We start from the raw sequence: 12,781 nt of genomic DNA on the forward strand, positions 1-12,781 counted from the left end.
TTACCCCGGCCTCATTCTGGGGGTTCGGGCGTGGCCCCGGGGGGGGGGGGCGCGGGGGGGGGGGGGGGGGGGGGGGGGGGGCTGGTCGCGCAGTTCCCCGCGCCCCTAAAGGCAAAAGACACCTGCGGGCAGCGCCCGTTCTTCCAGGGGCGCGGGGAACTGCGCGAACGGCCACGACGCGCGGAAAGCCGACGACGGTCAGCCCGGCTCACCCCAATCGGTCGAGGAACGGCTCGATCGCTGTGCGCCAGGACGCCGGCTGGTCGTAGTGGACGAGGTGGCCCGCGTCGGAGACCTCCGCGTACTCGCCGAGCGGCAGCACCCGCACCATCTCCTGCGCCTCGGCGCGTCCCAGTTCGCCGTCCAGACCGCGCACGACCAGGGCGGGGCAGCGCACGGACGACAGTTCGTCCCAGTGCGCGTCGTACACCCAGGTCTCGCGGGACTTCAGCATCTGCTCCGGCTCGAAGACCGGCCGCCAGCCGTCGGCGCACTCGTGCATGACCTCGGCGTAGAACTCCCCGCGCGCCGGATTGGGGCGCTCCACCCAGGGGTCGTCCTCGCCGAACCACTTCCGTACGTCCGCGATCGTCGCGAACGGCAGGGGCCAGGACCGGAACCAGTCGTCCCACTCCCGCTGCGAGGCGGCGCCCAGCGCCGACGCCCGCATGTCGCAGATGATCAGCCCGCGCACCAGGTCCGGCCGTTTCGCGGCCAGCTGCCATCCGGTGAGCGCCCCCATGGCGTGCCCGATGAGCACGACCGGCGCGAGCCCGAGCTGCTCCAGCGCCGCCTCGGCGTCCTCGACGTACGCCTCCCGGGTGAACGCGGCCCGTGGCGGCTTGTCGCTCTGCCCGTGCCCCCGCTGGTCGAGGGCCACCGCGCGGTGCCGCTCGGCGAGCCAGCGGGCGGTCGAGGCCCAGTGCGAGGCCCGGCCCATCAGGCCATGGAGTAACAGCACGCCGGGCGAGCCGGCACCGCCGGTATCGGCTCCCTCGATGGCCCCGCTGTCCCCGCGCGGCTTCGCGGGGTCACCGAATTCCCAGGCGGCCAGGCGTACGCCGCCCGTACCGGTCACGTCGATGCGCCGCACCATTGGTCCTGGTACCCCCCAAGCTCCGCTCGGCCCGCCCGCTGCCCTTCGAGGGGGGCGGACCTGTCCACCGCGTCCTGCCTGCCGTAGTACCGCTTTCCTGTTTCCTGCCGATGTCCGGTCTCACCGTGTCACGGACCGCTGGGTCTCCGTGTCACGGGGTCACGGGTCACAAGGTCACGGGGTCACAAGGTCACGGGGTCACGGGGTCACGGGGTCACGGGCGAGATCACCCGCAGACTATCGAATGCGCATTCGAGAATGGCGGTTGGGCGGGCAACACCCCTCGTTCGAGTGACCCCCCGCCAGGAATGATCGCCGCGCCCCAGGGGAGATCTTCTGCGGGAGGCGGACCGCTCGGGGAAACCGGTCCGCGGGGACGACCCTGGGAGCTCGGGGCTCCGGGTCGACACAGGGGAGGACAGGCCCCGGCGCCACACGGCGCCGGGGCCTTTTGTCTGTCCAGTTGCATGTCCGGTTGTGTGTCCGGTTGTCTGTCCAGTTGTGTGTCCGGCACATCCGCCCACCCCCTGCCGGTCATATGCCTCACGCGACAGCGTGTCACGGGAACCGTCACCGCGCTGCCCTTCCGCACGGCCGGATCGGGATTTGACGCAACGATGGGAAACGGGTCTCGGCCGGGCGGCAAGTGCCGTCCGGCGCCGGGGAGTTGGCGGCCTCCGTTGGCCCCATTGGCCCCATTGGCCCCGGTGACCCCGTTGGCCCCGTTGGCTCAGCGCTTGGCGACGAAGACGTGTGACGCGACGTCCGACTCCAGCTCCGCCGCCTCGCCGCCGCTGCCGACCAGGACCCCGCCGGCGGATTCCGTCACGCTCACCACCGAGCCGGGCTGCACACCCGCGCGGCGCAGCGTGTACATCAGCTGGGCGTCCGTCTGGATGGGCTCGCCGATGCGGCGGACCACGACCGTCTTGCCCTCCATGCCCGGGTCGAGGTCGGCCAGCGAGACCATGCCCTCGTCCAGGAAGGGGTCGGCGCCGTCCTTCTCGCCCAGCTCCTCCAGGCCCGGGATGGGGTTTCCGTACGGCGACTCGGTGGGGTGGCGCAGCAGCTCCAGGACGCGGCGCTCGACCGCCTCGCTCATCACGTGCTCCCAGCGGCACGCCTCGGCGTGGACCTGCTCCCACTCCAGCCCGATCACGTCCACGAGCAGGCATTCGGCCAGCCGGTGCTTGCGCATCACGCGCGTGGCCAGCCGGCGGCCCTCGTCGGTCAGCTCCAGGTGCCGGTCGCTCGCCACGGACACCAGGCCGTCGCGCTCCATCCGCGCCACCGTCTGGCTGACCGTCGGGCCGCTCTGGTCGAGCCGCTCGGCGATCCGGGCGCGCATGGGGACCACACCTTCCTCCTCCAGTTCGAGGATGGTGCGGAGATACATCTCCGTCGTATCGATCAGTCCGGACATACGTGCCCCTCGATTAGCTCTGCCGGAGGCTCGACGGCTCCCCGGAACATGCGCTGGCCCTGGACTCAATTCTGACGCATACCACTGACATCCGTGCCGCGCCGAAGGAACGGGTCCGTTGCGAGGACCCCGTGACCGCCACCACCGTACGCGCACCGCCGCCATCGCCGTATTGACACGGCGTTGGTCCAGACCGCACGGTGATCCGCGACACAGGGTCAGGCACTGCGAGAGTGAAGGGGCTCTGCATGGGTGACGGCAAGCTTGCCGACCAGTACTTCGACGCCGCTATCGACCTGCTGCGACAGGTGCGGGACGAGGGTGCGGAGGCGGTCACGGCCGCCGGGACGCTCATCGCCGACACCGTCGCCTCGGGCGGGCGGCTGTTCGCGTTCGGCGCCGGCCACTCCTCGCTCGCCGCGCAGGACATCGTGTACCGCGCGGGCGGGCTCGCCCTGATGAACCTGCTGACGGTGCCGGGGGTCGTCGGCGTCGATGTGATGCCTGCCACACTCGGGTCGGCACTGGAGCGGGTGGACGGCCTCGCCGCGGCCGTCCTGGACTCCTCGCCGCTGCGCTCGGGCGACCTCCTGGTGATCATCTCGCTGTCCGGGCGCAACGCTCTGCCGGTCGAGATGGCGCTGAACGCCCGCGCGCTGGGCGTCCGCGTGATCGGCGTGACCTCGGTCGCCTACACCGAGCAGACCACGTCCCGCCACTCCTCGGGTACGTACCTCAAGGACCACTGCGACATCGTCCTCGACTCGAAGATCCCGGTCGGCGACGCCGAGCTGACCCTGGCGGCCGTCCCGGCCCCCTTCGCCCCCGCGTCCACCGTCGTCACCACGGCCCTCCTCCAGGCCGTCATGGCCACCGCCGCCGGCTCCCTCGCCGACCGCGGCATCGAGCCCCCGCTCCTGCGCTCCGGCAATGTGGACGGCGGCCACGAGTGGAACCGGCGGGTGATGGAGGAGTACGGGGACCGGATCTTTTACCGGCAGTGAGGCAGGGGGGTGAGGGGCTCGTGACGGGGGTGGGCCGAGCCGCCCGGTACGACCCTTTTGCGGCCGGGAGTGAGCGCCTGCGGCAAGGCGGGGCCGTGACGTGCGCGCGGGCGCGTGCCGGGCCCTGCGCGGCCAGGGCTTCGCGGCAGGGCATCCGGTGCGACATCCGGCGGGGCATCCGGCGGGGCATCCGGCGGGGCATCCGGCGGGGCCGAGGGCTCGCCGACGACCACCCGGACGGCCTGCGGCCAGGGCCGGTACGCGCGAAGGCGCGGCGGTGCCGGGCGAGCGCACCGGAGGCCGTCCCTCACCTCAGCCCGGAGTCCCCGCCCCCCGGCTCGCGTATCGCGCCCGAAAGGTCCAGGGACGTCGCTATGCGGACGGCGACGTCCTCCGCGTAGGTGCTGTCGGTGCGTTCGAACTGGGTGCGGCCGGGGCCGCGCAGGAACGTTACGACGCCCAGGGTGCGGCCTCGGCTGCGCAGGACCGCGCACAGGGCGTGGACGGAGTCGGCGGGCCACTGTCGGGTGAGGGCCCAGGTGCGGGCCTGGTCGGCGGAGACCGCGCCCGCGCCCGCGCGGACCGAGCCCGAGCGTTCGACGCACTGGAGGGCCGGGTGGCCCGGGGCGTAGCGGGCGGGCAGGCCCGCCTGGCCGCCGAAGCGGCTGGGGCCCGGCGTGCCGGTGGGGGTCTCGGCGATCCGGACCAGGCGGATCGAACCGGGTCCGGCGGCCGTGGCGTCGGCGAGGGGGCCGCCCGCGACCCGGTCGATCAGGGCGTGGTCGGCGAAACCGGCGAGGGCGAAGTCCAGGTGGACGGTGGCCGCCTCGGCCGGGTCCTCGCACTCGGCGGCGGCGCGTGCCGCGCGGTGCAGCTGGTTGGTGCGGAAGCGCAGCAGCGCGGCTTCCTGCTCGCCCTGCTTGGTCTCGGTGACGTCCTGGAACAGCCAGCCGACCCCGAGCGGCACCGGCTCCTCGGTGAGCGGCGAGGCCAGCCGCAGGAAGCCGCTGCGCCAGCAGCGCCGGCGCTCTCCCTCGGGGGTGCGGACGGTCACCCAGATCTCGGCGGGCGCGGGCGGCGCGCCCTCGGCCAGCACATGGGTGAAGGCGCTCTCCAGCTCCTCCACACCGCCCCCCAGCAGCTCGCCCAGCGGACGGCCCAGCAGGGTCGTACGGCCGCTGCCGAGCGCCCGCGCGGCGTGCGCGTTGACCACGGCGGGCCGCAGGTCGACATCGACCAGGACGACACCCCAGCTCGCGTCCTCGAACAGGGCCTCGCTCAGCGCGATGGACCGCTCCAGGTCGATCTGGGCGTGGACCTCGCTGAAGGCGCAGTACACCCCGGCGGGCTTGCCGTCGGGGCCGCGCACGGCGGCGGACTGGGTGCGCACCAGGACCCGGCCGCCGTCCTTGGTGAGCAGCGCGAACTCGTGCACCTGCCGGCCGGGGGCGTGCATGGCCGACATCAGGCGGCTCTCGACCTCCTCGGCGTCCGCCGCGCGCACCGCCCAGCCGGCGAAGCCGTGCCGCCCCACCGCCTCGGCCGCGCTCCAGCCGAGAATCCGCTCGGCCTCGCGGTTCCAGTGGGTGACCACGCCGTCCTCGTCGAACGCGCACAGCGCCGCGTCCATGCCGTCCAGCAGGGCGGCGAGCAGATCCGGGCCGCGGGTGCCCCCTGTACCACCGGACCCCGCCCCGGGCTCAGCCCCGGCCCCGGATCCGGACCCGGGTCCGTCCGGGCCGTCCGGGCCGAGTTCGTCCGTAGCCCCAGTACGCCGGGAAGCACTCATCTGGAACCCCCTGCACGTTGGCGTCCGCACGAACGGCGCGTCGGTTCGCTCACTGGCAATCATTCAACTCGAACGTGATGCAGCACACATCTGGTTCCCACAAGATTGCGGGGAATCGTTGTATGCCGGAAATCCGTGCCCCGCCCCTCATGGTGCTACGCCTGTCCACCGCAGGTCGACCCACTCCTCGTGTTCCCCAGGAAGCACACAGCCTTCGCTCTCCACGAATCCCCGCACGCGCGCGTGCGTGACCTTGTCGCCGTGGAGCGCCCGCCGGGTCATCGCCCGGTCCCTTCCTGTGTCATGGGCCCGACGCTAGATGATCAAGCGGCTGTGCCACAGGGGTGGTCCATGGCTCATCAAAGAATTCAAAAAACAGTTGATCGGCGGCCGATCGGGTTCTTAAGGTGGCCAGCACACGAGAAGGGAGGTGGTTCGGCAGATGTATGAGAACCGGACGCGTGAGGTGATTGCGGGCTAGCGGCCCGCCACCACATTTGTGCGGTGCCGGACCAGCACGTGAAAGAGGCGTGCAGCCGGCCCAATCCCAGCAGTCACCCGACCCGCGAGTCGCCGGTAACGTCCGGCCGGCTCCTCCACGGAGGAACCCGACTCGCGGGTCGTCTGCGTTTCAGGGCCGCCTCAGCGGATCCGGGGCGCCCTCCCGGATCCTCCGGCGCGGGCCTCAGCCCGTGATGTCCGTCCAGCCGTCGATCTCGCGCGGGTCGCGCGTGCCGGGGCCGGTGTAGCGGGCGGAGGGGCGGACCAGGCGGCCGGTGCGCTTCTGCTCCAGGATGTGCGCGGACCAGCCGGCCGTCCGGGCGCAGGAGAACATCGACGTGAACATGTGCGCCGGGACCTCGGCGAAGTCCAGGACGATCGCCGCCCAGAACTCGACGTTGGTGGCCAGGATCCGGTCCGGTCGGCGGCTGTGCAGCTCCGCCAGGGCCGCCTTCTCCAGGGCCTCCGCGACCTCGAAGCGCGGGGCACCCAGTTCGCGGGCGGTGCGGCGCAGGACGCGGGCGCGCGGGTCCTCGGCCCGGTAGACCCGGTGGCCGAAGCCCATCAGGCGCTCGCCCTGGTCCAGGGCCCGGCGGACGTACGCGTCTGCGTCCCCGGTGCGCTCGATCTCCTCGATCATGTGCAGGACCCGGGAGGGGGCGCCGCCGTGCAGCGGGCCGGACATGGCCCCCACCGCCCCGGAGAGGGCGGCGGCCACGTCGGCGCCGGTGGAGGCGATGACGCGGGCGGTGAAGGTGGACGCGTTCATGCCGTGCTCGGCGGCGGAGGTCCAGTAGGAGTCCACGGCGGCGATGTGGCGCGGGTCGGGCTCGCCCCGCCAGCGGATCATGAACCGCTCGACGACCGACTGCGCCTTGTCGATCTCCCGCTGCGGGACCATGGGCAGCCCCTGGCCGCGGGCCGACTGGGCGACGTACGACAGGGCCATCACGGCGGCGCGGGCGAGGTCGTCGCGGGCCTGCGCCGCGTCGATGTCCAGCAGCGGTTTCAGGCCCCAGACCGGGGCCAGCATGGCGAGCGCCGACTGTACGTCGACACGGATGTCACCGGAGTGCACGGGGATGGGGAACGGCTCGGCGGGCGGCAGACCGGGGTCGAAGGCGCCGTCGACGAGCAGACCCCAGACATTGCCGAACGAGACATGGCCGACCAGATCCTCGATGTCGACCCCGCGGTACCGGAGGGCACCGCCCTCCTTGTCCGGTTCGGCGATCTCCGTCTCGAACGCGATGACTCCTTCTAGTCCGGGTACGAAGTCGGACATCAGGCGGCTCCTCAGATGTGGACGACAGACGGATGGAACTGGACGGATGGAACGGGAATGACAGACGCATGGAGCGACGGATGGAGCGACGACGGATGGGCAGGTGCGGGTGGGGCTGCTGATACGCAGGCGGCGGGCGTCCGCCGGATCCACGGTCCGTCTCTGGGACTCGCGGTCCTGGGCGCCACCTTGGTGATGCCCCGTGCGGTCGGGGGTCATGTCATCCAACCGGACGGCAACAGCACGATATCCCCGAGTGCCATCTTTGGGGAGAGTGCGCGGCACTGAGTGCCACTCCGTGACCAAGGACACCGCACGGGCGAGGGTGGCGATGGGGCAGGATGACCGCGTGACCGACCCTGATCTCGATCCCGCCGCGATGCGCGAGCAGTACCGGGCCGAGGGCCTCGCCGAGGGCGAGCTGGCCGCGACCCCCGTGGCGCAGTTCGCGCGCTGGTTCCGGCAGGCGGCGACGGAGGCCGGGCTGTTCGAGCCGAACGCGATGGTGGTGTCCACGGCCGACGCGGAGGGCCGCCCCAGCTCCCGTACGGTCCTGCTGAAGCACTTCGACGAAGAGGGCTTCGTCTTCTACACCAACTACGGCTCCCGCAAGGCCCGCGATCTCGCCGCGAACCCGTACATCTCGCTGCTCTTCCCCTGGCATCCGATGGCCCGGCAGGTCATCGTCACGGGCACAGCCCTGCGCACCGGCCGCGACGAGACCGCCGGGTACTTCCGCACCCGGCCGCACGGCTCCCAGCTCGGCGCCTGGGCCAGCGCCCAGTCCTCGCCGATCGCCGGCCGCGCCGAACTCGACACGTCCTACGCCGAGCTGGCCGCCCGCTATCCCGAGGGCGAGCAGGTCCCGGTGCCGCCGCACTGGGGCGGGTTCCGGGTGACGCCCGAGTCGGTGGAGTTCTGGCAGGGCCGCGAGAACCGGCTGCACGACCGGCTGCGGTACGTGTCCCGGCCCGACGGGAACTGGCGGGTGGAGCGGCTGGCGCCCTGAGCGGGCGGGCCGGCCGGGCTCAGCCGCCGCGGGCCGCCGCCTTGCGCAGGAGCGCGTCCCGGTCGTCGCCCAGCTGCAAGGGCAGCACCTGCTCCAGGACCCGGGCGGACTGCCGCACCCTGACCGCCACCAGGCGCGGGCCATAGGCGGTCATCGGCAGCTGGCTGGGCGCCCCGAGCCCGCACACCGCGTAGAGCTGCGACAACTCGGCCCGCACGCGTTCCCTCGGGGGTTTGTCCGTCAGGACGTCCACCCGCACCCCCAGCTCATGGATGTCGGAGTGGACATGCAACTGGATCCGTAACCCGTGACCGGTGTACTCAAGACCGCCCGCGTCAGCGGTGCCGCCCCAGTTCCCGCTGCACGATCTCCCCCCACTGCGCCACCACCCGCTCCCGGCGCGGTCCGTCGTCCGTGAGGAGGTTGGCGAGGCCCAGGCCACGGGCCATGTCGAGCAGGCCCTGGACGGTCTCGCGGACGCCGGGGCGGGTCTCGTCGGCGGCGAGGAGATCGACGGCTATGCGGTGGGTCTCGCGGCCCACGCGGGCCTCCAGTTCGGTCACCCGGGCCCGTAGCTGCTCCTCGTCGGAGGCCGCGACCCACAGATGGAGGGCGGCGCGGAAGAGCGGGCCGGTGTAGAGGTCGACCAGCGCGGCGACGACCGCGCGGCGGTCCCCGGCCGCCCCCTGGGGGAACAGGGCGCGCAGGGCGCCCGAGCGTTCCTCGGCGACGTACTCGACGGCCGCCGTGAACAGGTCCTCGCGGGTCGGGAAGTGGTGCTGGGCCGCGCCGCGCGAGACACCGGCCCGCTCCGCGACGACGGAGACCGTGGAGCCCGCCCAGCCGTGCTCGGCGAGACAGGAGACGGCCGCCTCAAGGAGCCGTTGCCGGGTCGCCCGGCTGCGGTCCTGCTTGGGCACCCGGTCGACGGTGCCCGTACCGCCACCGGCACCGCCGCCGCTGTCTTCTCTGCCACCCATGCCGCTCACCTCCGTACCGACCCCGTGTCGTGTGTTCTCACAGCACCCATGACGGATCCCGTCGTTCCAGGAAGGCCGTCATCCCCTCGCGGGCCTGCGGGGAGGCGAACAGCCGGGCCGAGAGCGCGGTCAGGGTGTCCGCGTCCCGGTCGAAAGCTTCCTGCACCCTAGCCGTGAGCAGCCGTTTGGTCTCCGCCAGAGCCTGTGGCTCCGAGCGCCGCAGCCCGTCCAGGACCGGATCGAGTACGGCGTCCACGTCCGTCCCGTACGCCGTCACCAGCCCGATACGGGCCGCCTCGGCGGCGTCGAAACGCTCGCCGGTGAGGTAGTAGCGGGCCAGGGCGCGCGGGTCGGTGCGCGGGAGGAGGGGGAGCGAGATCACGGCGGGGGCGACCCCGATCCGCACCTCGGTGAAAGCGAACGTCGCGGTGTCCGAGGCGGCGGCGAGATCACAGGCGGCGAGGAGTCCGAGGCCGCCCGCGCGGACATGCCCGGTGACCCGGGCGACGACCGGCTTCGGCAGGTCGACCAGCGCCCGCAGCAGGGCGACCAGGGCGGTGGGCGCGGGCGGGTCGCGCAGGTCGGCGCCCGCGCTGAAGGTGGTGCCGGTGTGGGTGAGGACCACCGCGCGGACACCGTCGTCCCGGCCGCACTCGGCGAGCGCGCCGGTGAGTTCGCCGACCAGGGCCGCCGACAGGGCGTTGCGGTTGCCCGGCGAGTCCAGGGCGAGCGTGGCCACGCCCTGGGCGCGGGTACGGGCGATCAGGGTCATCGGCGTTCCCTCAGTTCACGGCGGAGGATCTTGCCGGAGGCGGCGCGGGGCACCCCGGCGGTGAAGGTCACGCCGCGCACCCGCTTGTAGGGCGCGACGCGTTCGGCGACGTACATCATCACCTCGCCCTCGGAGAGGCCGTCGGCGGACGGCTGGCGCACCACGTACGCGTGCGGGACCTCGTTGCCGTTCTCGTCGGGGGCGCCGATGACGGCCGCGTCCGCGATGCCGGGGTGGGTGAGGAGCAGTGCCTCCAGTTCGGCGGGGGCCACCTGGAAGCCCTTGTACTTGATGAGTTCCTTGACCCGGTCGACGACGTACAGCCAGCCGTCCTCGTCGACATGACCGACGTCCCCGGTGTGCAGCCAGCCGTCGGGGTCGATCATCGCGGCGGTGGCGTCGGGGCGGCCCAGGTAGCCCTTCATCACCTGCGGGCCCCGGAAGAGGATCTCGCCGGACTGGCCCGGGCCGAGGTCCCTGGCGGGGCCGTGCGGATTGCCGGGGCCGTCGGGATCGTCCGGGTCATCCGGGTCGTCCAGGGAGATGATCCGCATCTCGGTGTTGGGGATCAGCTTGCCGACGGTGCCGGGCGGGGCCTCGTGCATGGCGTCCAGGGGGACGACATGGGTGCCCGGGGAGAGTTCCGTCATGCCGTACGCCTGGCCGACCGGCGGCAGGTTCAGCCGGTGCGCGCAGGCGGCGGCGAGGCGCGCGTCCAGGGGGGCGGCGGCGCTGATGACGTACCGCAGGGAGGACAGGTCGTAGTCGGCGACCCTCGGGTGCTTGGCGAGGGCGAGGACGATCGGCGGGGCGACGTACAGGCCGGTGATGCGGTGGTTCTGGATGGCCGCGAGGAAGGTCTCCAGGTCGAAGCGGGGCAGCACGACGACCGTGGCGCCTTGGCGCAGGGGGGCGTTCATGAGCGCGGTGAGGCCGTAGATGTGGAAGAAGGGCAGCACGGCCAGGATGCGGTCGCCCGGGGCGGACGGGATCACCTGGGTGGTGAGCTGGGCGAGGTTGGTGGCGATCTGCCGGTGGGTGAGCATCACGCCCTTCGGGGTGCCGGTGGTGCCCGAGGAGTACGGCAGGACGGCCACGTCCTCGGCCGGGTCGAGGGCGACGGACGGCTCGGGCGCGGTGGAGGCCGGCAGATCGGTCAGCGAGCGGTGGCCGGGCGCGCTGTCGCAGACGAAGATCTCCCGGACGCCCCCGGCGAGACCGGCCGCGCGGCGGGCCACGTCCAGCAGCGGGGACACCGTGACGATCCAGCGGGCCGCGCAGTCCGCGAGCTGCCCCGCGAACTCCTCGGGCGTGGCGAGCGGATGCACGGTGGTCACGGACGCGCCCGCGCGCGTGGCGGCGTAGAACGCGGTCGGGAAGGCGATGGTGTTCGGGCTGTGCAGGGCGAGCACATCGCCCTTGCGCACCCCGGCCTGGGCCAGACCGGCGGCGACCCGGCGGTGGAAGCGGTCCAGCTGCGCGTAGCTGAGGGTGGTGCCGTCGGTGCCGTCGATCAGGGCGGGGGCGTCGCCGAACGCGGCGGCGCCGCCCAGCACGGCGTCGTGGATGGGCAGGTTCATGGGCGGGACGTCGGCGTATTGACTGCGGAACGACACCATCGGGTTCTCCTCTGTCCCGTGCCGGGTAGCGGGTACCGGGTACCGGGTACCGGTTCAGGTATCTCGTACTGGTTCGGCCACCCCGTACCCGTTCAGTACGACTTGGGCAGGCCCAGGCTCTGGTGGGAGACGTAGTTGAGGATCATCTCCCGGCTGACCGGCGCGATCCGGGCCACGCGGGCGGCCGTGATCAGCTTGGCGAGCCCGAACTCGCGGGTCAGGCCGTTGCCGCCGAGGGTGTGCACGGCCTGGTCGACGGCTCTCACACACGCCTCACCGGCCGCGTACTTCGCCATGTTCGCCGCCTCGCCCGCGCCCGCGTCGTCGCCCGCGTCGTACAGCGCCGCCGCCTTCTGCGTCATCAGACGGGCCAGTTCCAGCTCTATGTGGGCCTGCGCGAGGGGGTGGGCGATGGCCTGGTGGGCGCCGATGGGCGCGTTCCAGACGGTCCGCTCACGGGCGTACTCGATGGCCCGGGACAGCGCGTAGCGGCCCATGCCGATCGCGAACGCCGCCGTCATGATCCGCTCGGGGTTCAGCCCGGCGAACAGCTGGAGCAGCCCGGCGTCCTCGTCGCCGACGAGCGCGTCGGCGGGCAGCCGTACATCGTCCAGGACCAGCTCGAACTGCTTCTCCGCCGCCTGGAGTTCCATGTCGATGGAGTGCCGGGTGAGGCCCTGCGCGTCGGTCGGGACGATGAACAGACAGGGCTTGAGGCGTCCCGTGCGGGAGTCCTCCGCGCGGCCGACGATCAGGACGGCGTCGGCGATGTCCACGCCGGAGATGAAGACCTTCCGGCCGGTCAGCAGCCAGGTGTCGCCGTCGCGGCGGGCGGTGGTGGTGATGCGGTGGGAGTTGGAGCCCGCGTCGGGTTCGGTGATGGCGAACGCCATCGTCTTCGTGCCGTCGGCCAGGGCCGGGAGCCAGTGGCGTTTCTGGGTCTCGGTGCCGAAGCGGGATATGACGGTGCCGCAGATCGCCGGGGAGACGACCAGCATGAGGAGGGGGGCTCCGGCCGCACCCAGCTCTTCGAGGACGATCGAGAGTTCGGTGATACCGGCTCCGCCGCCGCCGTGTTCCTCCGGAAGATTGACGCCCAGGTAGCCCAGTTTGCCCGCTTCTGCCCAGAGGGTGGCTCGGTCGTAGGTGGGGCCGTGGGTCTTGCCGAGGGTGGCGACTGCGGTTCGTAGGGTCTGGTGTTCTTCGGATTCGGTGGGGGGCATCTCGCTCCTTCGGGGTGCGGGTTGTGGGTGGCTGGTCGCGCGCACGCGGCGGAGCCGCATATCGATACAGTCCCGCGCCC

11 protein-coding genes are annotated in these 12,781 nt (G+C 72.5%); 2 read left to right on the forward strand and 9 right to left on the reverse strand.

The window, feature by feature from the left end; translation table 11 throughout:
* Positions 1 to 208: 208 nt before the first annotated feature.
* Entirely contained in the window at positions 209 to 1,096 is an 888-nt protein-coding gene (locus ACFRFC_RS09805; protein WP_382684265.1) for an alpha/beta fold hydrolase, read from the reverse strand.
* A gap of 730 nt (positions 1,097 to 1,826) precedes the next feature.
* A complete protein-coding gene (locus ACFRFC_RS09810; RefSeq protein WP_382684264.1) occupies positions 1,827 to 2,519 on the reverse strand; it encodes a metal-dependent transcriptional regulator in 693 nt (230 codons plus the stop codon).
* A 248-nt stretch (positions 2,520 to 2,767) separates the two neighbouring features.
* On the opposite strand from ACFRFC_RS09810, the gene ACFRFC_RS09815 reads away from it, so the two are divergent.
* On the forward strand, positions 2,768 to 3,523 hold the full coding sequence (locus ACFRFC_RS09815; RefSeq protein ID WP_382684261.1) for an SIS domain-containing protein: 756 nt from the start codon (positions 2,768 to 2,770) through the stop codon (positions 3,521 to 3,523).
* A gap of 307 nt (positions 3,524 to 3,830) precedes the next feature.
* Here ACFRFC_RS09815 and ACFRFC_RS09820 read toward each other — a convergent pair whose 3' ends face one another.
* Together ACFRFC_RS09820 and ACFRFC_RS09825 are read right to left on the reverse strand one after the other, a co-directional pair.
* Entirely contained in the window at positions 3,831 to 5,312 is a 1,482-nt protein-coding gene (locus ACFRFC_RS09820) for a PAS domain-containing protein (protein ID WP_382684258.1), read from the reverse strand.
* Positions 5,313 to 5,997: 685 nt separating this feature from the next.
* The gene (locus ACFRFC_RS09825) at positions 5,998 to 7,098 is read right to left on the reverse strand and encodes a citrate synthase 2 (protein WP_382684255.1); all 1,101 of its coding nucleotides are present in this window, start codon (positions 7,096 to 7,098) and stop codon (positions 5,998 to 6,000) included.
* Positions 7,099 to 7,429: 331 nt separating this feature from the next.
* Here ACFRFC_RS09825 and pdxH point away from each other — a divergent pair, with 331 nt between their 5' ends.
* Complete coding sequence (gene pdxH / locus ACFRFC_RS09830) at positions 7,430 to 8,107, forward strand: pyridoxamine 5'-phosphate oxidase (protein ID WP_382684253.1); 678 nt, start codon at positions 7,430 to 7,432, stop codon at positions 8,105 to 8,107.
* Between the two features lie 19 nt (positions 8,108 to 8,126).
* On the opposite strand, the gene ACFRFC_RS09835 is transcribed toward pdxH, so the two are convergent.
* The 5 genes from ACFRFC_RS09835 to ACFRFC_RS09855 form a co-directional block, all read right to left on the reverse strand.
* Positions 8,127 to 8,399 carry a hypothetical protein gene (locus tag ACFRFC_RS09835; protein WP_382684250.1) on the reverse strand — a complete coding sequence of 91 codons (273 nt, stop codon included), beginning with the start codon at positions 8,397 to 8,399 and terminating at the stop codon, positions 8,127 to 8,129.
* Between the two features lie 43 nt (positions 8,400 to 8,442).
* Positions 8,443 to 9,087, reverse strand: coding sequence for a TetR/AcrR family transcriptional regulator (locus ACFRFC_RS09840; RefSeq protein WP_382684248.1), 645 nt, complete (start codon positions 9,085 to 9,087; stop codon positions 8,443 to 8,445).
* A 37-nt stretch (positions 9,088 to 9,124) separates the two neighbouring features.
* A complete protein-coding gene (locus tag ACFRFC_RS09845) occupies positions 9,125 to 9,859 on the reverse strand; it encodes an enoyl-CoA hydratase family protein (RefSeq protein ID WP_382684245.1) in 735 nt (244 codons plus the stop codon).
* Positions 9,856 to 11,478: a 4-coumarate--CoA ligase family protein gene (locus ACFRFC_RS09850; RefSeq protein WP_382684242.1), complete on the reverse strand. Its 1,623-nt coding sequence runs from the start codon at positions 11,476 to 11,478 to the stop codon at positions 9,856 to 9,858. Before ACFRFC_RS09850 ends, ACFRFC_RS09845 begins: the two co-directional genes overlap by 4 nt.
* A gap of 92 nt (positions 11,479 to 11,570) precedes the next feature.
* Positions 11,571 to 12,701, reverse strand: a complete 1,131-nt coding sequence (locus ACFRFC_RS09855; protein WP_382684239.1) for an acyl-CoA dehydrogenase family protein — start codon at positions 12,699 to 12,701, stop codon at positions 11,571 to 11,573.
* Positions 12,702 to 12,781 lie beyond the last annotated feature (80 nt).

This window comes from Streptomyces sp. NPDC056734 (assembly GCF_042790455.1).
Lineage (GTDB): Bacteria > Actinomycetota > Actinomycetes > Streptomycetales > Streptomycetaceae > Streptomyces.